Raw genomic sequence first — 23,021 nt, forward strand, 5'->3', positions numbered from 1 at the left:
CGGCGAGGAGGGGCGATGCGCTTCGCGACGCACGTCCTCGTCCTGCAACTCGCCACCGTCTCGGCCGCCGTCCTGGTCTGCGCCGGCCTCGTCACGGCGCTCAGCGTTCAGCAGTTGCGCGGTGAGGCGGAGGGGACGGCGCTCGCCATCGCCCGCACCGTCGCCGAGGACCCCGACGTGCGCGACGCGGTCGCCGCCTCCTCCGCTGTGCCCGGCGCGCCGGACGCCGCCGAGCTGCGCGAGGGCCCGCTGGAGGAGGTCGCCGCCGGAGTGGAGCAGCGCACCGGCGCGCTCTTCGTGGTGATCACCGACGACCAGGGCATCCGCCTCGCGCACCCCGACGACGACCGGCTCGGCGAGCGGGTCTCGACCAGCCCCGACGAGGCGCTCGCCGGGCGCGAGAGCGTCTCCTGGGGCACCGGCACGCTGGGTGAGTCGGCACGGGCGAAGGTACCGGTCTTCGCGGCGGGGGAGCAGCGGGTCGTCGGCGAGGTCAGCATCGGCTTCGCGCGCTCCAGTGTCTTCACCGACCTGCCGACCACCCTGCTCGGGGTCCTCGCCGCGGCGCTCGCCGGACTCGTGCTCGCCGCCGTCGCCTCCCTGTTCATCCGCCGCCGCCTGCTGCGTCTGACGCTCGGGCTCGCCCCGGAGGAGCTGACCTCGCTCGTCCAAGACCAGGCCGCGGTACTCAACGGGGTCGACGAGGGCGTGCTCGCGCTCGACCGCGACGGGCGGGTCGGCGTCTGCAATGCACGGGCCGCGGCAATCCTCGGCTCCGATGACCCGACCGGGCGGGCGCTGCACGGGCGACCGCTCGCCGCGCTGGAGCTGCCGACTCCGCTGGCCGATGCGATCGGCGCCGCCCTGCACTCCGTGGAGCAGGCCCGGGCCGGCGGCGAGGAGGGGTTCGTGGTCCGCTCGCGCATCGTCTACGTCGACATCCGCCGAGTGACCCGCGGCGACCGCGACCTGGGGGTGGTCGTCGTGCTCCGTGACCGCACGGACCTCGCCGCGCTCAGCCGGCGCCTGGACGCGGTCGGCGCGATGACCAACGCGCTCCGCGTGCAGCGGCACGAGTTCGCCAACCGCCTGCACGTGGTCGCGGGCCTGCTCGACGCGGGGCGGACGGGTTCGGCGCGCGACTACCTCGACGAGGTGCTGACTCGCGGGCCGCTGAAGTACCCCGTGCAGCACGCCGACCGGCTGCAGGAGCCGTACTTGCAGGCGCTCGTCGGAGCGAAGGGGATCGAGGCGGCCGAGCGCGGCGTGCTGCTGACGCTCGGCGAGGAGACGCTGGTGCGCGGCACCGTTGTCGAGCCGGAGGACGTCGCGACGGTGATCGGGAACCTCGTCGACAACGCGGTGCGCGCGGCGGTCGAGGGGCGGCGGGACGTGCGTTTCGTCGAGGTCGAGCTGCTGGACGACGGCGACGCTCTTTTCGTGACGGTCGCCGACTCCGGCGACGGCGTCGTGGATCCGGAGTCACTGTTTGACCGGTCGGGCGCGAGCGACCCTCTCGCGGACGACGGTCGGGTGCACGGGCGCGGCTTCGGGCTCCCGCTCTGCCGCGAGGTGGCCGCTCGGCGCGGCGGCGAGGTCTGGCTGGCGGACGCAGGCGGGGCGGAGTCGGGGGCCGTGCTCTGCGCGCGGCTCCCCGGGTCGGTCAGGCCGCCGCAGCTGGACGGGGGTGACTGGTGAGCGCGGACACGGCGCAGGAGCGCACAGTGCTGGTGGTGGACGACGACTTCCGGGTTGCCCAGCTGCATGCGGACCTGGTGGACGCGCGGCAGGGTCTGACCGCGCTGGCTCCGGTACACACGGCCCGGGCGGCGCGGGCGGCCGTCGCCGAGCATGCCCCCGACCTGCTGCTGCTCGATGTCCACCTGCCGGATCAGAGCGGGATCGCGCTGCTTCGGGAGCTCGACACCGACGCATTCGTGGTGAGCGCCGCCTCCGACGGGGGGACGGTGCGTCGGGCCCTGCACGCGGGGGCTCTCGGCTACCTGATCAAGCCGTTCGAGGCGCGGCTGCTCGGCGAACGCCTCGACGCCTACGTGCGGTTTCGGAACGTGCTGCGGGAGGACCGCGCGGCCGATCAGGAGGCGGTGGAGCGGGCCCTGCGGATCCTGCACTCGGGCGACGCTTCCGCCGCGCAGCCGTCACGCTCGGCGACTGAGCAGTTGGTCCTCGCGCGATTGGCTGAGTCCGGTGCCGAGCTCTCGGCCCTCGACGTGGCCGAGCGGGCCGGGATCTCGCGCGCCACCGCCCAGCGCTACCTCTCCGGCCTCGCGGGCCGCGGCCTCGTCGAGATGACCCTCAGCTACGGCACTACCGGCCGCCCGGAGCACCGGTACCGCGCTCGGTGACGTCACAACGAAGGCTGGGACGCACGTTCCGGGCCCTGCAGCCCTGGAACGGCGTCCCAGCCTTCGTTATGCAGCGGGTCAGTGCGTCGCGTCGACGTCCGCTCCGGCGGTCTCGGCCACGCGGCGGCGTTCGGCGGCCTCGGCGGCCATGCGGCGGCCCTTCGGGCTGACCAGGGAGGCGATCACGGTGATCACCAGGACGCCGATGATGACCGAGAGCGAGAGGCCGGTGCCGATCTCGAACACGTCCACGTGCTCGCCGTTATTGATGAACGGCAGGGTGTTCTCGTGCAGCGCGTGCAAGATCAGCTTCACGCCGATAAAGGCGAGGATCGCGGCCAGGCCGATGCTGAGGTAGACGAGGCGGTCGAGCAGGCCGTCGATCAGGAAGTACAGCTGACGCAGGCCCAGCAGCGAGAATGCAGTCGCCGTGAAGACGAGGTACACGTCGCTGGTCAGGCCGAAGATCGCCGGCACGCTGTCGAGGGCGAACAGGATGTCGGTTCCGCCGATCGCCGCCATCACGAGGATCATCGGCGTGAGAACCTTCTTGCCGTTGATCCGGGTGTAGAACCTGTCGCCGTCGTACTGGTCGCTGGTCTTGAAGAGCCGCTTAGCCAGGCGCACCATCACGTTGTCGCCGGCGTGGTCGTCGCCCGGCTTCACCAGGTTGAACGCGGTCAGCAGCAGGATCAGGCCGAAGATGTAGAACACCCAGGCGAACGAGTTGATCAGCGCGGCGCCGAGGAAGATGAAGCCGGTGCGGGCGATCAACGCGAAGACGATGCCGAAGAGCAGGACCTTTTGCTGGTCGGCTCGGGGCACCTTGAAGCTCGCCATGATGATCAGGAAGACGAACAGGTTGTCGACCGAGAGGGCCTTCTCGGTGATGTAGCCGGCGAAGTACTCGGAGCCGGGAGTCGCTCCGCCGAACACGAGGACGCCGAGGCCGAAGAGCACAGCGATGCCGACATAGAGCGCCGACCAGGTCGCCGACTCCTTCAGCGTGGGCTCGTGCGCCTTGCGAACGTGGAAGAAGAAGTCGAAAAGAAGGAGCAGGACGATAAAGACGATCGTCAGGGTCCAGATCAGGGGCGACACGGTCATGAAAGGGCTGGCCTCGCTCGAGAAGGGGGTCGGGGGACGGTCGTAGGGGTCGCTCGTCAGGGGAACCCGTCAGAGGAAACGGTAGCGAGCCGCAGTGGCGACCGGGGTGCACACCGGTGGATCATGAGTATTTTCTCAGTTCTCAGCGCGTCCCTCGCGCTCAGCGGCCGGAGCACCACACTGGTCAGCATGACCGACGCCGCTGTCGACAGGACCTTCGAGGACGCCTTCGGCGTCACCATCCACTACCGCTGGTGGCCGCACCCCGCGCCTCGCGCGATCGTGCAGCTCGCCCACGGCGTCGGCGAGCACTCGGGGCGCTACCTCGAGGTGGCGAAGGCGCTGGTCGCCGCGGGATACGCCGTCGCGGCGGACGACCACCGCGGCCACGGGCGGACCGGGCTCCAGCAGCACCGCGGCGACTCCTCCCGGCTCGGACTGCTGGGCCCGGGCGGCCTGCGCGCGACGGAGGCGGCGATCCTCCGCCTGACCCGGCTGCTCGCCGAGGAGAGCCCCGGCGTGCCGATCGTGCTGCTCGGTCACTCCTGGGGGTCGCTGATGGCGCAGCGGATCATCGACCACCACGCGGCCGACTACGCCGCGCTCGTGCTCAGCGGTACGGCCTACCGCCTCCCGGGCTGGATCAATGCGGGCGACCTGACGAAGCGGCACCGCGTTCCCGGCGGCCTGGGGCTCGAGTGGCTCTCGCGCGACCCGGACGTCTGGCAGCGGTTCCACGACGACCCGCTCACCTTCACCACTCCGCTCGCGCAGCGGATCGGCCTGGTCGAAACCCTGCGGCTGGTCGGGCGCCCGAAGCGCCGGCGCGCGCATCCGCTGCCGCTGCTGCTGCTGGTGGGCGCCGACGACACCCTCGGCGGCGAGCGCTCCGTGTGCGCGCTCGCCCGGTCCTACCGGCGCCGCGCGGGATACACGGACGTCTCGGTGCGCGTCTACGCGGAGGCTCGGCACGAACTCTTCCAGGAGCTGAACCGGGCCGAGGTCACCACCGATCTGGTGGAGTGGCTGGGCGAGCGCTTCCCCGCACCGAGCGGCGCCTAGGCTGGCGTCATGCATGGCGAGTACAAGGTCCCCGGCGGAAAGCTCGTGGTCGTCGACCTCGACGTGGTCGACGGACGGTTCGCCGGTTTCCGGCTGGCAGGCGACTTCTTCCTCGAGCCGGACACGGCACTGGACGACATCGACCGGGCGGTCATCGGGCTCCCGGTCGAGACGGACGCGAAGTCCCTCGCCGCTGCCATCCGGCAGGCGCTCCCCGCCGATGCGGTCCTCCTCGGTTTCACTCCCGAGGCCGTCGCCGTCGCGATCCGGCGCTCGCTGCAACAGGCCACCAGCTGGCGCGACTACGACTGGCGGATCGTGCACGACCGGGCCGTTCCTCCGGCGACCCACCTGGCACTCGACGAGGTGCTGACCGCCGCGGTGGGCGAGGGCCGCCGCGAACCGACGCTGCGGATCTGGGAGTGGGACCGACCCGCCGTCGTGATCGGCAGTTTCCAGTCGCTGCGGAACGAGGTCGACCTCGACAACGCGGCGAAGTACGGCGTCGATGTGGTGCGCCGCATCTCCGGAGGCGGCGCGATGTTCATGGAGGCGGGCAGCGTCGTCACCTACTCGCTCTACGTTCCCGGCGACCTCGTGCAGGGGCTGACCTTCGCCGACTCCTACGCCTTCCTCGACGAGTGGGCGGTGAGCGCGCTGCGGTCGCTCGGGATCGACGCGGTCTACCAACCGCTCAACGACATCACCTCGCCCTCCGGCAAGATCGGCGGAGCGGCGCAGAAGCGCCTGGGCTCCGGCGCGGTGCTGCACCACGTGACCATGAGCTACGACATCGACGCCGAGAAGATGGTGCAGGTACTGCGGATCGGACGCGAGAAGCTGTCCGACAAGGGCATCGCCTCCGCCGTGAAGCGCGTCGACCCGCTGCGCAGCCAGACCGGGCTCAGTCGCGCCGAGATCATCGAGCGGATGAAGGCGACCTTCGTGCAGCTGCACGGCGGCGAGCCGGGGACGCTGACCGAGGAGGAGTACGCGGCGGCCGAGGAGCTGGTGCGGACGAAGTACTCGACTCCGGAGTGGCTCCGGCGCGTGCCCTGACGGGCGTGCGGGTCGGAGGGGAGCGGCGGCTCCCCGACTCGGCTCGGCTCAGCCCGGCTCAGCCGGCGAGGAGCTCCTGGTAGTCGGGGTGCTCGGCGATGAACTCGGCGACGAACGGGCAGGCCGGCACGATGCGCCCGTTGAAGCGCTCGTGTGCGTCATCGAGAGCCGCCTCGACGAGGGCCTCGCCGAGCCCCTCGTGGCGATGCTCAGGAGCGATCTCGGTGTGCAGGAACACCACGTCGCGGCCGCGGACGGCGTAGTCGACCACTCCGACGTTCTCACCGTCGAGCCAGAGCGTGTAGCGGGACGAGTCCTCGTCGTGGCGCACCTCGGAGATCATCGCGCCACTCTACGCCGGAGCATCCCGGTGCCCCGCCGAGTGCCCGCGACGCGCGGAGCGTGTCGTCGGCCGCGCGCGCACTGGCACAATTGCCGGATGCCCAGGACCATCCAGATCGCGGACAGCGTCCCGGAATCACGGAGCGCAGTGTTCCACGCCGACAACCTCGAGGTCCTCCCGCAGCTCGCCGACGGGGCCTTCACCGTCGTCTACCTCGACCCGCCGTTCAACACCGGCCGGGCGCAGGTGCGGACCTCGACCACCTCCGTCCGCTCCGCCACCGGCACGATCGCCGGCTTCAAGGGGCGCAGCTACGAGCGGATCCGCGGCGACCTGCTCCGCTACGACGACCACTTCGACGACTACTGGTCGTTCCTCGAGCCTCGGCTGGCCGAGGCATGGCGCCTCCTGGCCGATGACGGCACGCTCTACCTCCACCTCGACTACCGCGAGGCGCACTACGCCAAAGTGCTGCTCGACGCGCTCTTCGGCCGCGAGTGCTTCCTGAACGAGATCATCTGGGCGTACGACTACGGGGCGAAGGCCACCCGCCGCTGGCCGACCAAGCACGACACGATCCTCGTCTACGTGAAGGATTCACGCGGCTACCACTTCGACTCCGCGGCCGTGGACCGTGAGCCGTACATGGCCCCCGGTCTGGTCACCCCCGAGAAGGCCGAGCGCGGCAAGCGACCGACCGATGTCTGGTGGCACACCATCGTCTCGCCGACCGGCCGCGAGAAGACCGGCTACCCGACGCAGAAGCCGGAGGGGATCCTCCGCCGCATTGTGCAGGCCTCCAGCCGCGAGGGCGACGCCGTTCTCGACTTCTTCGCCGGCTCGGGTACGACCGGGGCGGTCGCCCACGCCCTGGGCCGCCGCTTCGTCCTCGTCGACGAGCACGCGGATGCGGTCGCCGTCATGCGCCGCCGCTTCGCCACTCTCTCCCCGGCCCCCCTCTTCCTCTGACGCGGGCTCGGCCCCGCCCTTGCGCGGCCTCCGCCCACTGTCCAAAAGTTGTCGCACTCGGCGCCGAGTGCGACAACTTTTGGACAGTGGCGGCGGGCAACGCTCCTCCACAGGGGCGGGATCGGCGGATCGTCCACTGATGGTGGAGTGCGGGCGCCGCGGGAGAGGCGTGAGCGCCAGAGTGGCGGCATGTCCAGTACTGATCTCGGAGCTTTCACCCGGCGCGCGGCGCTCCGCGCAGGGGCGACGGATGCGCAGCTGCGCGCTCCTACCCTGGCCAGCCCGTTCCACGGAGTGCGCACCCGCGTGATGCCGGTCACGCATCTCGAACGAGCCGTCGCCTACCTGCCCCGGCTTCGGCCCTGGCAGCTCTTCTCCCACCTGACCGCTGCCGAAGCGTGGGGCGTGCCGCTCCCGGCGCGACCAGAAGAGGACGATCCGATCCACGTCGCTGCGACGAGGCCGCACCGGCCCCCGAGGACTCGGGGCGTGATCGGTCATACCCTCGCGGAGACCGACAGAGTCCAGCGGCACGGTCTCCCGGTCACGGGAGCGGCGTCGACGTGGATCGCCCTCGGTTCGCTGCTGTCTGCGCGTGATCTGCTCGCCGCCACCGATCACCTTCTCTTCGAACCGCGGTTTCCGCGCCGAGGCGAGCTTCGGCCCTTCGTGACGCTTCTGGAGCTGCAGGACCGCCTGGCCGGTCATGGCGGCCGAGGCCGACGCGGGCTGACGGTGGCGCTGCAGCTCGCGTCGACGGGGGCCGCCTCGCGGAAGGAGACGCTGCTTCGCGCGCTCGTGCAGGAGGCGGGACTGCCGGCGCCCGAGGTGAACGCCGAGATCAGAGTCGATGGCCGCCTGCTGGCGATCGGCGACCTGGTCTTCAGACGGTGGAAGGTTGTGGCGGAGTACGACGGCGGCCAGCACCGGACGGACGACGCGCAGTTCTCCCGCGACCGCGAGCGGCTCCTCGCCCTGCATCTCGCGGGCTGGATCGTCGTGGTCGTCCGCGCGGAGGGTCTGGCTCGCGGCCGGGCTCGGACAATCGCCGAGCTGCGTGCTGCCCTCGACGCCCACGGCTGGCGACCGTGACGCTCCCCACCGACCGGTCCCCGCGAGAGCGCAGAAGTTGTCGCACTCGACGCCGACTGCGACAACTTCTGGAGTCTCGCGGGCAGGGCTCAGCTGCTCGCGCGCACCACGAGCGTCGTCGGCATCAGCGTGCGGTGCTCCACGGGAAGGCCCTCGATCCGGGCGGTCAGCAGCTCGATCATGCGGGCGCCGAGTTCGTCGGGGATCTGGCGCACCGTCGTCAGCGCGGGCACGGCGTTTCGCGCAAAGAGGTCGTCGTCGAAGCCGACGACCGACACGTCCTCGGCGATCCGTCGTCCGGCTTCGCGCAGCGCGGCGTACGCGCCGACCGCCATCTGGTCGTTTGCGGCGAAGACGCCGTCGAGGTCGGGGTCGCGGGCGAGGAGGCGGCGCATCGCCTCGGTGCCGCTGGCGGGCGAGAAATCGCCCCACTCGACGAGGTCGTCGGCAAGGCCCGCGTCGGTCAGGGCGCCGCGCCAACCGATCAGGCGATCCACGCCGGGCGGCATATCAGCGGGTCCCGCGATGGTCGCGATCCTGCGCCGGCCGCGCTCGATCAGGTGGGCTGTGGCGACGGCAGCGCCCTCGACGTTGTCGACGTCCACGAAGTAGGAACCGCGCTCCTCCGGCGAAAGCGGCCGCCCACCGAAGACGATCGGCAGCGTGCCCGAGAGTGCCGCGTAGGAGTGGTCGCCCGAGTGGTGCGAGACCACGAGCGCGCCGTCGACATTGCCGCCCAGGAGGTAGCGCCGTGTCTTCTCGCCGTCGGTCTCGGAGGCGATCAGCATCGAGAGCGTGTAGTCGGTGTCGGCCAGGCGCATCGCGGCGCCCTGCACGATCGCGGCGAAGAACGGATCCGCGAAGACTCGGGCTGTCGACTCCGGCACGATCAGCGCGATCGACTGCGTGCGCCGCGAGGCGAGCATCCGGGCCGCGCGGTTGGGCACGTAGTCGAGCTCACCGATGGCTTTCTGGACGGCGGCTACGATCTCGGCCGCGACCTGCGGGGCCCCGTTGACCACCCGCGACACGGTCGCGCGCGAGACTCCGGCCCGCGCCGCGACCATCTCGAGGGTGGGAGAGCGGCCCCCGCTGCGGATGCCCGTCGCCTCACTCACGGGTCAGCCGAGGGTCGCCGCGGCGCTGCCGCCGAGCAGTCGGGAGTAGACCAGGCCCGAGTCCTTCACGATCCGCTCCTGCGTTCCGTAGTCGACGCGCACGATGCCGAAGCGCTTCTCGTAGCCCCACGCCCACTCGTAATTGTCCAGGAGCGACCAGACGAAGTAGCCGCGGACGTCGGCGCCCTGGTCGATCGCGTCGGCGACCTTCTCGACGTGATCGAGCACGTACTGTGTGCGGTCCACGTCGGGGACGCGGTTCTCGAGCACGACGTCATCGTAAGCGGCGCCGTTCTCGGTCACGTAGAGCGGAGGAAGGTTCTCGTACTCCAGGCCCAGGCGGGTCAGCAGGTAGCGCAGCCCGTCCGGGTTCACCTCCCAGTCCATCGCGGTGCGCGGCAACCCGCGCGAGGGGAAGGTGATGAACTCGGAGCCGACCCAGGGGGAGCCGACCTCGCGGTCGGTAGCCTGCGCGAAGTCCTCGGCGCCGGCCGGCAGCGGGTGGGCCGAGACGTTGTCGTCGTGGTAGTGGTTCACGCCGAGGAAGTCGAGCGGGAGCGAGATGAGGTCGAGGTCCCCGTCCACGATCAGCTCGTCGAGGCCGAGCCCGGCGACGTCCTCGAGCAGGTCCTCGGGGTACTCGCCGCGCAGCAGCGGGTCGAGGAAGATGCGGTTCTGGAGCGCGTCGAAGCGGCGCGCGGCGTCGAGGTCGGCCTCGTCCTCGGGGTCGTCGGGGACGGCGTTCGAGAGGTTGAGCGTGATGCCCAGGTTCTGCGCGCCGAGCTGCCGGAGCGTCGAGACGGCCAGCCCGTGGGCGAGGTGCGTGTGGTGGACGGCGGCGAGGGCCTTCTGCTGCGAGACGACGCCGGGAGCGTGCACGCCTGCTCCGTACGAGAGCAGGGTCGAGCAGAACGGCTCGTTGAACGTGGTCCAGTGCTGCACCCGGTCGCCGAGGCCTTCGTAGACAGCCTCGGCGTAGTCCCGGAAGCGCTCGGCGGTGTCGCGGTTCGCCCAGCCGCCGGTCTCCTCGACGGCCTGCGGGAGGTCCCAGTGGTAGAGGGTCAGCCACGGCAGCACACCGGCGCCGAGCAGCTCGTCGACCAGGCGGGAGTAGAAGTCGAGGCCCTCGGGGTTCACGGCGCGGTCGCCGGGCTTCACCCGCGACCAGCTGACCGAGAAGCGGTAGGACCCCAGCCCAAGCTCCTTCATCAGCTGCACGTCGGCGGGCATCCGGTGGTAGTGGTCGACCGCGACCTCGGGAGTGTCTCCCTTCGCGACGGCTCCGGGCACGCGCGAGAACGCGTCCCAGATGCTGTCCTCCTTGCCGCCCTCGTGCCCGGCGCCCTCGACCTGGGCGGCAGCGGTCGCGGATCCCCAGAGGAAGCCGGCGGGCCAGTCGCGAGTGGCGAGCCGGTCGGCCCGCGTGATCTGCTCCGAGAGATTCGGGGTCACGGGGGAGGGGGTGGGGGCGGCGCTCATGGCGGACTCCTTCGGCAGCGGTTCGACCATCCTAGGGCCCCGATGGAGCGCTCTCTCGCGCCGGAACCTGAGACATCTCGGTCCGGACGACGGCGAGGCACCGCCCAGGAGCCCGGACACCGCGATGAGCGCGGTGTCCGAGCGGCGAAGGCGATGCCTCGGAGGGGGACCCAGGCGCGGCGACCGGTCGGCGCCGCACGCTCAGCCGCGGTGGTCGCCGTGCCCGTCCCGCGGCCCGGCGGTCGGGACAGAATCCGTTCGGACGTCCGGCTCGATGCTGCCAGCGGCCAGGTCGGCACCGGCGCGCGCGGCGAGCTGCGGATCGGTGCGCCGCAGCTCCTCGGCGCTGTCCTCGGCGGCCTGGTCGTGCGCCTCCTGCATGGCCGACTTCGCCCGCAGCGGCGGGGTCTTGAGGAACCACGAGAGCACGAAGGCCAGCAGGACGACGCCCAGCGCGACCTGGAAGACGGTCACCGTCGCGTCGTTGAACCCGGTCAGGAACGGAGCAGAGAGGGCGCGGTCCGCCGTGTTCAGGAACGAGGTGTCTCCGTCGAGAGCGGAGCCGATCGCCGCGGTGTCCTGCGACTGGAGCAGCTTCAGGATGTCGGCGTTGGCCGGGTCCGCGACGACGGCCGGGTCGGTGGCCGCCCGCTGCAGGTCGGCCGAGAGCACCGGGTTCCTGAACGCTGCGGCGATGGTCTCGGGGATGCGGCTGAACAGCACCGAGAAGATGACGGCGGTGCCCAGCGTGCCGCCGATCTGTCGGAAGAACGTCGAGGCGCTGGTCGCGACTCCCATGTTCGCCACGTCGACCGAGTTCTGCGAGGCCAGGGTAAGGGTCTGCATCATCTGCCCGAGCCCCAGGCCCAGCAGCAGCATCCCGCCCATCATGAAGATCACGGGCTTGTCGATCGTCACGAAGCTGAAGTAGAGGAACGCGGCCGACATCAGGAAGGTGCCGACGATCGGGAAGGCCCGGTAACGGCCGGTACGCGAGATGATCTGCCCCGAGACGATCGAGGCGATCATCAAGCCAAGGATCATCGGCAGCATCAGGAAGCCGGACTCGGTCGGCGTGGCACCATTGACCAGCTGCAGGTACAGCGGGATCGCCATCATGCCGCCGAACATGCCGAAGCCGACCAGGACGCCCAGCACGGTCGCCATCGAGAAGGTGGGCGAGCGGAAGAGCTTGAGCGGGATCAGCGCGTCGTCGCCCATCAGCCGCTCGGCCGCGATGAAGCCGACGATACCCAGCGCGCCGACGAGGTAGCAGACCCAGGCGATCGGCGAGCCCCAGCCCCACTCCCGGCCCTGCTCCGCGATCAACAGCAGCGGGCCGGCGGCGATGACCACGAGCGAGGCGCCCCACCAGTCGATCCGCACCGAGCGCTTGCCGGCGGGCTTGGGGAGGTGCAGGAAGCGGACCACGATGAACAGCGCCACGGCGCCGATCGGCAGGTTGATCAGGAAGACCCAGCGCCACCCGGTGATGAAGAGGATTTCGGGAGTGCCGGCGAGCAGGCCGCCGATGAGGGGGCCGACGACGCTCGAGATGCCGAAGACGGCGAGGAAGTAGCCCTGATACTTAGCGCGCTCGCGCGGGGGGAGGATGTCGCCCATCACGGTGAGCGCGAGCGACATCAATCCGCCGGCGCCGAGGCCCTGCACGGCGCGGAAGCCGGCGAGGCCGAGCATCGAGGTCGAGAAGCCCGCGAGAGTCGAACCGATCAGGAACAGGACGATCGCGATCAGGTAGAGCGGCCGGCGGCCGAAGATGTCGGAGAGCTTGCCGTAGATGGGCGTCGCGATCGTCGAGACGATCAGGTAGGCAGTGGTCACCCACGCCTGCTGCGAGAGGCCGTCGAGGTCGTCCGCGATGGTGCGCATCGAGGTGCCGACGATCGTCTGGTCGAGCGAAGAAAGGAACATCCCGGCCATCAGGCCGAAGATGACGAACAGGATCTGGCGGTGCGACATCACGGCGCCGGAGGGCGTCGCGGTCGCGGCGGATGGAGCGGAGGCGGAGTCGGCCACGGTGGTCCCCTTGTCTGGCGGACGCGTCCAGGCACGGCAATCCGCCGCAAACGTTGCGTGCTGCGCAAAGTTACATCGCGTGTGAAGTTTGCGACAGGGGGTCCCATCAACCTGAGCAGTATCTCAGGTCCGCCGGAGTCGCGGGTCACGCCGTGGCCGGGACCGCCTCGTCCGCCCAGCCGGCCTCGCGCAGCGCAGCACGCGCCTCCGCTCGCGCGGAGTAGGGGGTGCGGACACCGAGGATGTCGCGGTAGTTCTGGTGCCCGGGACCGGCCCAGAGGATGGCGTCGCCCTCGTGCGCCAGGGAGACGGCGACGCGGATGGCGCGCTTGGGGTCGTCGACCTCGTGGAGCTCGGCATCCGGGCGGGCAGCGCGGGCGGCGTCGACGAGGGTTCGACGGATTGAGGCCGGGTCCTCGAAGCGCGGGTGGTGATCGGTGATCACCAGCGCGTCGCTGCCCAGGACCGCGGCCTCGGCCATCGCGGGACGCTTGAGCGCATCACGATCGCCGTCCGCCCCGAAGACCATGATCACGCGACCCGGGGTGACCTCGCGAACCGCTTCGAGTGTGCGCGCGAAGGCGTCGGCGCTGTGGCCGAAGTCGACGTACACCGTGGGACCGCGCTCGCCCGAGACGCGCTCGGTGCGTCCGGGAAGGGAGGCGTCCACTCCGCCGTCGCGGTGCAGGGCGGCACGGATCTCACCGATTGGCCAGCCGGCTTCGATCAGCATCGCGATGGCGAGACCGGCATTGGCCGCCATGTGCACGCCGATGATCGGGACGGACGTCGTGATCGCGCGGCCCTCGCGGTTCTCGAGCCGGAACCGGGTGCGGCCGAACTGCTGCTCGAGCACGGTCACGGTCCAGTCGGCGTCCACGCCGGGGACGGAGGTGATCGTGGTGATCGGCACGCCGGCGACCTCGCAGAGGCGGGCACCAGCGGGGGAATCGAGCGAGACAACGGCGCGGCGGGCCCGATCGGGCCGGAAGAGCTGCGCCTTTTCGCCGAAGTAGGTGTCCATGTCGCCGTAGTCGTCGAGATGGTCGTGGCTGAGGTTGGTGAACCCCGCGACGTCGAAGACGACGCCGTCGACGCGGTGCCGGGTGAGAGCCTGCGCACTGACCTCGATTGCTGCGGCGCCGACGCCCTCCTCCTCCATTCGGGCGACCAGCGCGTGCAGCTCGGTGGCCTCCGGTGTGGTGAGACCGCTGGTCACCGACGTATCGCCGATGTGGCGCTCGGCTGTCGAGCTCAAGCCCGGGACGACGCCGAGCTGGCGGAGGATCCCCTCGAGCATGTGCACGGTCGACGTCTTGCCGTTGGTGCCGGTCACGCCCAGGAGCACCGGGGAGCGTTCAGCCGTGCCGTAGACGGCGGAGGCGATCGCACCCAGTCGCGAGCGCGGCTGGTCGACCACGAGGACGGGCAACCCGGTCGCTCGGGCGGACGCCGCTCCTGCGCCGTCGGTGAGCACGGCTGCCGCCCCGCGCGAGGCGGCCTGCTTGACGAAGTCGGTGCCGTGACGGTTCACGCCGGGCAGTGCGACGAAGAGGTCGCCTGGTTCGACATCGGAGGCGATCAGTGTGACTCCGCTGATCTCGGTCGTGAGGTCGTCGTCGCCCCCGAGCTCGAGCGTCCGTGCGAGTGCAGCGAGAGGAACGGAAGGCGCAGTGAGGGGTCGGAGCATGGTGTCCTCTCGTCGACGACTCCGGGGGGCCGTGCGGCCGGAAGGGGCGGTCGCACGCGGAGTCGTGTCTGTCACTCAAGCTAGGGGTCCGCTTATGTGAATCCTTAGAGGATATGCGCCTCTCGCGCGGAGGGGCATGGGTGGACAGATCCGCTCGCCGGTGCTTTCGCCCGCTGTGTTCCGGGCCCGTGACACCGGGTCTGTCTAGGCTCGGAGGATGACGCTGAACGAGAACGAGCCGACCGGCCCTCGCCCGGTCCGCCGCCGAGCCCTAGTCATCGGAGGAGTCGCCGCGGCGGCGGGCCTGACTGCGCTGGGCGTGGGAGCCGCCATCGGGAACGGCGCCGCGCCCCCGTCGTCGACGCCCGTGCCGCCGTCGCCCCTCACCACCGCTACGACGACCGCCTCGGCCACCGCCGCTGCGAAGCCGACCCCGACGCCCTCCTCCTCGGGGATCGACCTCGGCGCGCAGTCCGTCGATGATCCGGCGAGCACCTGGGTCGTCGTCAACAAGCTCCGGACACTCTCGCCTGTCGACTACGTCCCGGCCGACCTGACCTTCCCCGACGTGCCTTACGTCAACCGCCAGCCGATGCGCCAGGCCACGGCCGACGCCCTCGTCTCGCTCTTCACTGCGGCCAGAAGTGAGGCGGGCCTCTCGCTCGCCGTGCAGAGCGCCTACCGCTCCTACGACACGCAGGTCCGTGTCTACGCGGGCTGGGTGTCCTCGCGCGGGCAAGCGGGAGCGGATGCCACCAGCGCGCGCCCGGGGCACAGCGAGCACCAGACGGGCTGGGCGGTGGACGTGGTCGGAGCATCGGGAGAGTGCGCGCTCGAGATCTGCTGGGTTGACACTGCGGAGGGACAGTGGGTCGGCGCGAACGCGCACCGGTTCGGCTTCCTGGTGCGGTACAAGCCGGACACCACCTCGATCACGGGGTACGAGTCGGAGCCGTACCACCTGCGCTATGTCGGCACCCCGCTCGCCGGCTACCTGCACGACTCCGGTATCGAGACGCTCGAGCGAGCTTTCGGCCTTCCGGATGCGCCCGATTACGCGCCGGGGACCACGTCCTAGCCGGTCTCGTGGTGACAGACGGACACGACCGGGCGTGACACGCGCCGCTCGTTACCGTACTGTTACTCGGAGCGATTTCGGAGGCTGGTCATACCGGTCGCCCACCCCGCCTGGTGACATCACCGCTTCCCCTGCTCCCGAGCCCGGTCCCCCCGCTGGGCCGCCGAACCGTGAGATCTCTCTGTGCCCCCTCGTTCCACCCGCTCCGCCCTGCCCGCCGACCACCCCGAGACCCCCGCAGCGCCGCTCACCCGTCGTGACCTGCGCGAGCGCGAGGGTCGCCTCCGCCCCGCCGCTGCTCTCGCCACCGCCGCGCGACCCTCGGCCCCGGCCCGGCCGCAGCTCGCCGGCGAGGCGTCCTTCGCCTCCCGCCGCGACCGCCACGAGGCTGAGGGGCACCGGACTCGCACCGCGTCCGCCCGCCGCGGCGCCTCCTTCGTCCGCCCCTTTCGCCCCTCTCCGCGCACGATGGTGCTCGCCGTCTCCGGCGGCCTCGTCGTCGTGGCCGTCGCCTCGAGCCTGAGCCTCACGGTCGGCGCAGGCTCCTCCGCTGAGTCGGGGTCCGCGTCGGCGTCCGCTCCCCCGACGGCGGCCGGCGTCGCCGTGCTCCCCGCGACCACCGCCTCCGCGCGGGTCGTGCTCAGCTCCGTCTCGACCACTTCCGGCACCGTCGCGGGCGGCACCAGCGTCACGCTCGAGGGAGCGAACCTCGACGCGGTCGCCACGGTTCGGTTCGGCGACGCCGAGGGCAGTGTGGCCGTGGAGAACCGGGACCAGATCACGGTCACGGCTCCGCCTGCGGACGGCGAGGCGACGGGCGAGGTCCCGGTTGCCTTCTTCGACGCCGACGGCCACCCGATCACCTTCGACGCGGTCACCGACTCCGCCGCCGCGGTCACCGTCGACGGCGCCCCCGCCGATGCGGTGCAGCCCGCCGTCGACACGTCGGATTCCGCGGCGGGTACCACGGCGCAGGCCTCGACCGACCTCGCCGCTCCGACCGCGAGCGCCACTGCCGGGCCCGCCGCCGCCGGGCCCGCCTCTGCCGGGCCCGCCGCCGCGTCCGGCTCCGCCGCGATCGGCGTGCTCGCCAGCACGAAGGTCGTCGCTTCGGCGATCACCTTCGCCTACACGCCCGACCCGGCGATCGAGGCTGCGAAGGCGCAGGCCGCGCTCGACGCGAGCCGCCTCGCCTCCCAGCTCGATTACCTCCGCACCTACTGGAGCGACGACAACTCAGCCCAGTACGGCGTGATCCCGGGCAACGACTGCGTCAACTTCGCCTCGCAGTCGCTGATCGCCCGCGGCTGGGAGATGGACGGCGAGTGGAGCTACTCCTCCTCCCGCGGTTACAGCTCGGCCTGGGCGTCCTCCACCGCGTTCCACGCCTATCTCGAGGCGCATCCCGAGCGCGCGACGCCGATCTCGAACTCGGAGCGGAACCTGGTGAAGCCGGGCGACATCGTCCAGTTCGACTGGAACGGCTCGGGCGACTGGGACCACACCGGCGTTGTGACGAGAGTCGACGGCGACACGATCCTCTACTCCTCGCACACCGCCGACAACTACGACCAGAGCATCGACTCGGCCTCCGCCGCCCGGATCACGTTCTGGGGAATCTGATGCGGTGACAGCGAAGGGGCCGCCTCCGCTGATGCGGTGACGGCCCCTTCGCTGTGGGTCAGCTTGCCGACGGCCTCCCTGGCCTTGCCGACACGATTCACGGCTGCGATTCGTGTCGTCTGCACCCGTCAAGGGCTGCGTCTGTTCCGTATGATCGCCCGCCGGTGGGTACCGACGAGCGTGGCGGGTCAGGCGACCCGATCCTCCTTCGAGAACCCGGCCCGGGCGCTGGACGCGATCTCGAGCAGAACCGGCAGGCGAGCACCCAGCAGGGTGTCGAGGGCGATCACCTCGTGATGCACCGCGTCGACGACGGTCCGCGGCGAGACCCCGGCGCGGGGGAGGACCCGGACCTTGAGCGCGGTGTCCGAGCCGTGCCGGTAGGCCGCGACCGTGACATCGAGCAATTCGGTGCGTCCGGCGAGAGCGTTCTCGAGCACGTCCTCGGCGAAGCCGGTCGCAATCTCGATCCCGCCGGCAGGCCCGTCCTCGGCCTCCTCGCGGAGGACCGTCGTGGTGCGGCCGCGGCCGTGGGCGAAGGCCATCACGAGCGCCAGGACGATGCCGAGCAGGCAGATCCCGACGATGGCGTAGAGCGGCCAGAGGACCGCCGCATCGCTCCACGCGGTGCCCTGTTCTGGCGAGAGGCGCGAGACCAGGTCGGCGCCCTGGCCGTCTGCGAAGGAGAGCATCGAGTCACGGACCGGCTGCGCGACGGCGATCAGGACGGCCCCCACGCTGACGGCCGCGAGCACGAGGCCCACGACGAAGAGGACGAGGCGGTTGACGAAGCGGTTGCTCGTGGTCATCAGATCCTCCCGGACGTCGAGATGCGGACGGTGGCGCGCGGGGTGGGCGAGGCGGCGATGCGGCCGAGCTCGTCGTCGACAGCACTCTGCACCGCATCGCGGTCGACGGCGATACCCGAGGCGGGGGTCACGTCGACCAGTGCCGTGCGGCGACCGAGCGAGGCGCGAGTGTCCTCGCGACGGGAGTGAGCGGCCGTACGGGCGGTGCGGGCGAGCGCGGAGGCGATCACGCCGTCGTCCACGACCACGGCGAGGCGGTCGTTGTCGACGGTGTGGCGCGCACGCGAGCCGGGCGCCAGCGCGAGCACCAGCAGGACGAGGGCGAGGACGCCCGCGCCGACCGCGAGCCCGATGAGAGCGGTGTTCGCAAGAGACGCGACTCCGACGATCCCGCCGAGCAGCGCCGAGGGAGTGGCGAGCAGAGCACTGGCGCCGAGGACGGCGAGAACCGCCTCCGTGCCGACGTAGGCGGCGACCAGGGCGATCAGCACCAGGACGACGATCTGCGCGGCCGAACGAGACCGATGGGTCTCGCGGCGGAGGTAGCGGCGGTAGCGGGTGGTGGGGGCCGACGGGCTCATACGACTCTCCTCGTGCTCCGGGTGCGGGTGCCGGTGACCCGGATGTCGATCCGGCTGACGGTGCGCCCGGTCAGTGCCTCCATCCGGGAGGCGATACGGGCGCGGTCGCCGTGCAGGCGCTCGAGCAGTGATCCGCCCGCGGGAACGGCACCGGACTCGAGGACGACCGGGGCGGTCACCGCGAGCGCGAGGCCGCCGTGATCGTCCGAGAGGCGGACGCGGATGGCCGAGACTTCCACGCCCAGCTCCTCGTGCGCGATCGCGACGGCCGCGCGCTCGATGGAGCGGACGGTGATGGTGACGGTGCCCGCCACCGGCGATGCGGAAGGCGTGTCGAGAGCGGTCACGGCGGCTCCTAGCGGGAGGTAGTGCGGCCGCGGAACACGTCCACGAGGCTGCGCACGTCGAGGGAGCCGTCGGCGATGCGAGCGATCACGATGCCCAGTGCCATGAAGACGGCGGTGAGGACGAAGCCCCAGAAGCCGAACATCAGGGCCGCGAAGGCGAGGACCGCGCCGACCACGACGCCGAGGACGGTACTGCGGCCACCGGGTGCGGGGCGCTGGACGTCGCTCATCGGACGCGGCTCTCGGCGGCCTCGTCGTCCTTGTCCTCGCCCGGGATGTGCACGTCGACGATCGCGACGTTGATCTCGGCGACGGCCATGCCGACCAGCTCGGTGATGGCCTCGGAGACAGCGGAGCGGACGGAGTCGGCCACCTTCTGCATCGGAACCGGGTACTCGACGACGATCGTGACGTCGGCCGCGACCTGGGTCTCGCCGACCTCGACGCTGACGCCCTGCGCGTGGTCGGCGCCTCCGACGACCTGGCGGATCGCGCCGAAGGCACGGGCGGCGTTGTTACCGAGGGCGAAGACGCCGGGAACCTGGCGGGCGGCGATGCCGGCGACCTTAGCCACGACGCTGTCGTCGATGACCGTGGTGCCCTGGGCAGTACCGGAGGTCTGCGAGCCGCCGAGGCTCGTGACCGTGTCGACCGACGTCTTGCCGACGGAGGTCTTATCGACCGACGCCTTGTCGACGCGGGGGGTGGAGGGGGTGCGCGTGGTGTCGCTCATGGTGTCTCCTGACCGTCTCTGCGGCCGCCGCTACGGGGCGGACCGAGGTTCTCAGTCCGGCGGAATTCCGCTCGGGCTGTGCTTTCATAGGTGGGACGGAGCCCGGAGGCCGTTCGTCACGGTGTCGGATCACCTTTTTCCTGACCGTCACCTGAGAGTGGCCCGAGGCTGCAAGAGCAGGGAGGAGGCGCCGTGCCCGGACTGGAAGCGGCGAGCGATGCGCTGCTCGCTGAGCGTTCCGCCGAGGGCGACGTCCGCGCCTTCGAGGTGCTCGTCAAGCGGCACCAGTCGATCCTGCGTGCCTACGCCTGGCGGTTCACGGGCTCGCAGGCTGACGCGTCCGACGCGGTGCAGAACGCCCTGATGACGGTCTGGGAGCAGCTGCCTCAGCTCAAGGAGCCGGCGAGCGTGCGCAGTTGGATGATGCGGATCGTCAGCCGCGCCAGCGTCGACCTGCTGCGCCAGCGCCGCCCCACCGACGACGTCGACGCCGTGGAGCACCCGGCGTCGCGAGAGCCCGGCCCCTTCGAGGCCGCCGAGCAGAGCGGCGCCATGCGGGCGCTCGCGCACGCCCTCTCTGAGCTGCCGGAGTCGCAGCGACAGTGCTGGCTGCTGCGCGAGGTCGGCGGAGAGTCGTACCACGAGATCGCCGATCACCTCGGTCTCACGGTGACCGCCGTGCGGGGCAAGCTCGCTCGCGCGCGCGAGTCGCTGGTCGTGGCGATGGAGGACTGGCGATGAGGGAGCAGACGCGATGAACGCGGACCAGGGTCCCGGCGACGGGCAGGAGAGCGCGGTGGAGCACGATGTCGTGCTGCCGACCGCGCCCGACCAGGAGGGCGACGGCATCGGCATCGACGAGCTGAGCGACTACCTCGACCGAGGGCGCTCGCCGTACGACCCTGTCATCGAGGAATCGCCCGAGCACCGCCGTACGCTCCGCGCCCTCCAGCGGGTGCGCGCTCTCTCCAGCGCGCTCATCGACGACGACGCCGCGCGCCTGCCCGCTCCGCACGAGAGCTGGTTCGGCTCGATCCTGACCCAGGTGCGCCGCGAGGCGCGGGCCGGCCGCGACATTCCGCTGGCGAGCGTCCAGCCCGACGTCTTGCTCACCATCACTGAGGGCGCGGTCCGCGGACTGGTGCGCGAGGCGGGCGACAGTGTCGCCGGTGTGCTGGTGGGCCGCTGCCGCCTGTTGGGCGACGTCGCCGAACCGGGCGCGGAGGTCGTGGTGGATCTGACGATCTCGGTCTTCTGGGGCGTCCCGATCGCCGAGGCCGCCCAGCAGGTGCGCGAGCGCGTGCACTCGCGGCTGCTGACCCAGACCGAGCTGCGGGTGGTCAGGATCGACGTCCGCGTGCAGGACGTCTACGTCCCCGGGCCGGAGGAGTCGTGAGCGGCCTCGAGTCCGCGTCGGCCGCTGATCCCGTGACGGCGCTCGCCGCAGAGCTGCGCGCCCTCGACGGTGTCGCCGCGCTCGTGCCCGCGCGGCCGGAGGTGCGCGACGTGCTCGCTCACGCGGCCGCGGTGCTGAGCGCTACGGGCGTCGTGGTCGGGCCGCTCGGGACCGCGAGCGGCGGGACCTTCGCCGCTCCGGTGCTGGTCCGCGTGGCGGGCGAGGAGGTGGCGGTGGCCGTGGACTTCTGTGTGACGGACGAGGCGTCGGCGCCCGATGTGGCGCGCGCGATCGGAGCCGTGGTGCGCGAGTGGTGCGTCCGCGAGCATCCGCAGTTATCGCCCCGGGTGAGCGTGCGGGTCGCCGCGGTCGACTGATCGACGGCAGCGCTCAGCGGCGCTCGGCGAGAAACGCCTCCGTTTCGGCCGCGGTCGGCGCGGAGACCGCAGCCCCGTGCCGGGTGACCGAGATCGCAGCGGCCGCGCTCGCCCAGCGGCTGAGGGCGACCAGGTGCTCCGGGTCATCGGCTCCGGTCGCCGCGAGGCGGGCCGCGAACGCGCCGCAGAAGGTGTCGCCGGCGCCGGTGGTGTCCACCGCCTCCACCGGGAAGGCCGGGGTGCGAATCGGCGAGCGGCCGCGGACCGCCACGACGACGCCGTCGGAGCCGAGTGTGACCAGCACGAGCGGCACCAGCGCGGTGAGGGCCGCGGCGAGTGCATCGTCGTCGTCTCCGCCCAGGCCCCGGTCGGCGGCGAGCTCGCGCGCCTCGTGCTCGTTGACGATCAGCACATCCAGCGCCGCCAGTAGCTCCTCGGGTAGCGGGCCGATCGGAGCGGCGTTCAGGATCGTCGTGGCGCCGCCTGCGCGCGCGGCGCGGGCCGCCTCCGTCACCGTCGCGGTCGGGATCTCGAGCTGCAGGAGGACGGCGTCGGCCGCCGCGACGAGCGCCGACTCCTTCGCGGTCAGCCCGACCAGAGCGGCGTTCGCGCCGGAGTCGACGACGATCGCGTTCTCCCCCCGCTCGTCGACGGTGATCTGGGCGGTGCCGGTACGGACGTCTCCTCGGCGCGCGCGCAGCTCCAGGGGCTCGGCGTCGAGGACTGCGGCGAGCTCGTCGCCCGCGGAGTCGTGGCCGAGGCTCGTGACGAAGACGGTGCCCGGCTGGGTGCGGGCCGCCGCGACGGCCTGGTTCAGCCCCTTGCCGCCGGGGAAAGTGCGCGCGTCGAGGGCGAGTACCGTCTCTCCCGGCCCAGGGATGCGGGCGACCCGGTGGACGTGATCGAGGTTGGCGCTACCGAGCACGAGGAGGGACATGCCCTCGACGTTAGGGCACGCGCAAGGGGGTCCGCCGCTCCCCGGGCGGCACCTACGGTGGAGCAATGGACACTCGAATCCTCGGACGCACCGGCGCCCCTGTCTCCGTCGTCGGCCTCGGAACCTGGCAGCTCGGTGCCGACTGGGGGGACGTCGCCGAGACCGACGCGCTCGCCGTGCTCGACGCCGCCGTCGAGTCGGGGGTCACCCTCTTCGACACCGCGGATGTGTACGGCGACGGCCGCAGCGAGCGCACGATCGGCGCCTACCGCGCAGCGCATCCGGACGCGAAGGTCGTCGTCGCCACGAAGATGGGCCGTCGCGCCGAGCAGATCCCCGCGAATTACGTGCTCGAGAACTTCCGCGCCTGGACCGACCGCTCGCGCGCGAACCTCCGCGTCGACACCCTCGACCTGGTGCAGCTGCACTGCCCGCCCACCTCCGTCTACTCCGACGACGCGGTCTACGACGCGTTGGACACCCTCGTGGCCGAGGGCGCGATCGCGGCCTACGGCGTCTCGGTCGAGCGCACTGAGGAGGCGCTCACCGCGATCGCCCGCCCGAACGTCGCGAGCGTCCAGATCATCCTGAATGCGTTCCGCCTGAAGCCGCTCGACGAGGTGTTGCCCGCCGCCCGCGAGGCCGGCGTCGGCATCCTCGCCCGCGTCCCGCTCGCCTCCGGCCTGCTCAGCGGCCGGTACACGACCGAGACCACCTTCGCTCCGGAGGACCACCGCAGCTACAACCGCGACGGCTCCGCCTTCGACGTCGGCGAGACCTTCTCTGGCGTCGACTTCGCAACCGGCGTGGAGGCGGCG

Annotated in this window: 24 protein-coding genes; 12 read left to right on the forward strand and 12 right to left on the reverse strand. The window is 71.4% G+C overall.

Annotated elements, in window-relative coordinates; genetic code table 11:
• Positions 1-15 precede the first annotated feature (15 nt).
• Together C5D07_RS06020 and C5D07_RS06025 are read left to right on the forward strand one after the other, a co-directional pair.
• On the forward strand, positions 16-1,698 hold the full coding sequence (locus C5D07_RS06020) for a sensor histidine kinase (RefSeq protein WP_068251284.1): 1,683 nt from the start codon (positions 16-18) through the stop codon (positions 1,696-1,698).
• Positions 1,695-2,366 (forward strand): response regulator, encoded by a 672-nt coding sequence (locus C5D07_RS06025; RefSeq protein WP_068251287.1) that lies wholly within the window; start codon positions 1,695-1,697, stop codon positions 2,364-2,366. Before C5D07_RS06020 ends, C5D07_RS06025 begins: the two co-directional genes overlap by 4 nt.
• A 78-nt stretch (positions 2,367-2,444) precedes the next feature.
• Here the strand turns inward: C5D07_RS06025 and C5D07_RS06030 are convergent, their stop codons facing one another.
• A complete protein-coding gene (locus C5D07_RS06030) occupies positions 2,445-3,473 on the reverse strand; it encodes a TerC family protein (protein WP_084415765.1) in 1,029 nt (342 codons plus the stop codon).
• Positions 3,474-3,662: 189 nt separating this feature from the next.
• Here C5D07_RS06030 and C5D07_RS06035 point away from each other — a divergent pair, with 189 nt between their 5' ends.
• Together C5D07_RS06035 and lplAB are read left to right on the forward strand one after the other, a co-directional pair.
• Entirely contained in the window at positions 3,663-4,535 is an 873-nt protein-coding gene (locus C5D07_RS06035; protein ID WP_104258950.1) for an alpha/beta fold hydrolase, read from the forward strand.
• Between the two features lie 9 nt (positions 4,536-4,544).
• Positions 4,545-5,594: a lipoate-protein ligase LplAB gene (lplAB, locus tag C5D07_RS06040; protein ID WP_104258933.1), complete on the forward strand. Its 1,050-nt coding sequence runs from the start codon at positions 4,545-4,547 to the stop codon at positions 5,592-5,594.
• 58 nt (positions 5,595-5,652) lie between these two features.
• Here the strand turns inward: lplAB and C5D07_RS06045 are convergent, their stop codons facing one another.
• Positions 5,653-5,937: a GNAT family N-acetyltransferase gene (locus C5D07_RS06045; RefSeq protein WP_068251295.1), complete on the reverse strand. Its 285-nt coding sequence runs from the start codon at positions 5,935-5,937 to the stop codon at positions 5,653-5,655.
• 96 nt (positions 5,938-6,033) lie between these two features.
• Between C5D07_RS06045 and C5D07_RS06050 the strand changes: the two genes are divergently transcribed.
• Positions 6,034-6,906, forward strand: coding sequence for a DNA-methyltransferase (locus C5D07_RS06050; protein ID WP_104258934.1), 873 nt, complete (start codon positions 6,034-6,036; stop codon positions 6,904-6,906).
• Between the two features lie 189 nt (positions 6,907-7,095).
• On the forward strand, positions 7,096-7,998 hold the full coding sequence (locus tag C5D07_RS06055) for a hypothetical protein (protein WP_068251300.1): 903 nt from the start codon (positions 7,096-7,098) through the stop codon (positions 7,996-7,998).
• Between the two features lie 89 nt (positions 7,999-8,087).
• On the opposite strand, the gene C5D07_RS06060 is transcribed toward C5D07_RS06055, so the two are convergent.
• The 4 genes from C5D07_RS06060 to C5D07_RS06075 all read right to left on the reverse strand — a co-directional run bounded on the left by C5D07_RS06060 (position 8,088) and on the right by C5D07_RS06075 (position 14,322).
• Positions 8,088-9,065 (reverse strand): LacI family DNA-binding transcriptional regulator, encoded by a 978-nt coding sequence (locus C5D07_RS06060; protein ID WP_068251303.1) that lies wholly within the window; start codon positions 9,063-9,065, stop codon positions 8,088-8,090.
• 54 nt (positions 9,066-9,119) lie between these two features.
• A complete protein-coding gene (locus C5D07_RS06065; protein WP_104258936.1) occupies positions 9,120-10,595 on the reverse strand; it encodes a GH1 family beta-glucosidase in 1,476 nt (491 codons plus the stop codon).
• A 201-nt stretch (positions 10,596-10,796) separates the two neighbouring features.
• Positions 10,797-12,575, reverse strand: coding sequence for an MDR family MFS transporter (locus C5D07_RS06070; protein WP_104258951.1), 1,779 nt, complete (start codon positions 12,573-12,575; stop codon positions 10,797-10,799).
• Between the two features lie 202 nt (positions 12,576-12,777).
• A complete protein-coding gene (locus C5D07_RS06075; RefSeq protein WP_104258937.1) occupies positions 12,778-14,322 on the reverse strand; it encodes a Mur ligase family protein in 1,545 nt (514 codons plus the stop codon).
• Positions 14,323-14,539: 217 nt separating this feature from the next.
• On the opposite strand from C5D07_RS06075, the gene C5D07_RS06080 reads away from it, so the two are divergent.
• Complete coding sequence (locus C5D07_RS06080) at positions 14,540-15,400, forward strand: M15 family metallopeptidase (RefSeq protein ID WP_104258938.1); 861 nt, start codon at positions 14,540-14,542, stop codon at positions 15,398-15,400.
• A 183-nt stretch (positions 15,401-15,583) separates the two neighbouring features.
• Positions 15,584-17,023 (forward strand): amidase domain-containing protein, encoded by a 1,440-nt coding sequence (locus C5D07_RS06085; protein WP_104258939.1) that lies wholly within the window; start codon positions 15,584-15,586, stop codon positions 17,021-17,023.
• Positions 17,024-17,211: 188 nt separating this feature from the next.
• Here the strand turns inward: C5D07_RS06085 and C5D07_RS06090 are convergent, their stop codons facing one another.
• From C5D07_RS06090 to C5D07_RS06110, 5 genes are read right to left on the reverse strand one after another with little or no spacing between them, the layout of a single operon-like run.
• Positions 17,212-17,832, reverse strand: a complete 621-nt coding sequence (locus C5D07_RS06090; RefSeq protein ID WP_068251317.1) for a hypothetical protein — start codon at positions 17,830-17,832, stop codon at positions 17,212-17,214.
• Positions 17,832-18,413 carry a DUF6286 domain-containing protein gene (locus tag C5D07_RS06095; protein WP_068251320.1) on the reverse strand — a complete coding sequence of 194 codons (582 nt, stop codon included), beginning with the start codon at positions 18,411-18,413 and terminating at the stop codon, positions 17,832-17,834. The genes C5D07_RS06090 and C5D07_RS06095 overlap by 1 nt, the downstream gene beginning before the upstream one ends.
• Positions 18,410-18,760 (reverse strand): hypothetical protein, encoded by a 351-nt coding sequence (locus tag C5D07_RS06100; protein WP_068251323.1) that lies wholly within the window; start codon positions 18,758-18,760, stop codon positions 18,410-18,412. Before C5D07_RS06100 ends, C5D07_RS06095 begins: the two co-directional genes overlap by 4 nt.
• Before the next feature lie 8 nt (positions 18,761-18,768).
• Complete coding sequence (locus C5D07_RS06105; protein ID WP_068251326.1) at positions 18,769-18,990, reverse strand: DUF2273 domain-containing protein; 222 nt, start codon at positions 18,988-18,990, stop codon at positions 18,769-18,771.
• The gene (locus C5D07_RS06110) at positions 18,987-19,493 is read right to left on the reverse strand and encodes an Asp23/Gls24 family envelope stress response protein (protein WP_068251328.1); all 507 of its coding nucleotides are present in this window, start codon (positions 19,491-19,493) and stop codon (positions 18,987-18,989) included. The genes C5D07_RS06105 and C5D07_RS06110 overlap by 4 nt, the downstream gene beginning before the upstream one ends.
• 192 nt (positions 19,494-19,685) lie before the next feature.
• Between C5D07_RS06110 and C5D07_RS06115 the strand changes: the two genes are divergently transcribed.
• Genes C5D07_RS06115 through C5D07_RS06125 form a run of 3 tightly spaced genes read left to right on the forward strand, consistent with a single transcriptional unit; the run spans position 19,686 to position 21,266 of the window.
• Complete coding sequence (locus tag C5D07_RS06115) at positions 19,686-20,234, forward strand: RNA polymerase sigma factor (RefSeq protein ID WP_068251331.1); 549 nt, start codon at positions 19,686-19,688, stop codon at positions 20,232-20,234.
• 13 nt (positions 20,235-20,247) lie between these two features.
• Positions 20,248-20,889, forward strand: coding sequence for an Asp23/Gls24 family envelope stress response protein (locus C5D07_RS06120; protein WP_084415768.1), 642 nt, complete (start codon positions 20,248-20,250; stop codon positions 20,887-20,889).
• Positions 20,886-21,266 (forward strand): hypothetical protein, encoded by a 381-nt coding sequence (locus C5D07_RS06125; RefSeq protein ID WP_068251334.1) that lies wholly within the window; start codon positions 20,886-20,888, stop codon positions 21,264-21,266. The genes C5D07_RS06120 and C5D07_RS06125 overlap by 4 nt, the downstream gene beginning before the upstream one ends.
• A gap of 13 nt (positions 21,267-21,279) precedes the next feature.
• Here the strand turns inward: C5D07_RS06125 and C5D07_RS06130 are convergent, their stop codons facing one another.
• On the reverse strand, positions 21,280-22,203 hold the full coding sequence (locus tag C5D07_RS06130; protein ID WP_104258940.1) for a ribokinase: 924 nt from the start codon (positions 22,201-22,203) through the stop codon (positions 21,280-21,282).
• Positions 22,204-22,268: 65 nt separating this feature from the next.
• Between C5D07_RS06130 and C5D07_RS06135 the strand changes: the two genes are divergently transcribed.
• A partial coding sequence (locus C5D07_RS06135) for an aldo/keto reductase (protein ID WP_104258941.1) occupies positions 22,269-23,021 on the forward strand: 753 nt, incomplete at its 3' end.

Origin of the sequence: Rathayibacter tritici (assembly GCF_002932875.1) — a bacterium.
In the GTDB taxonomy this organism is placed as follows: domain Bacteria; phylum Actinomycetota; class Actinomycetes; order Actinomycetales; family Microbacteriaceae; genus Rathayibacter; species Rathayibacter tritici.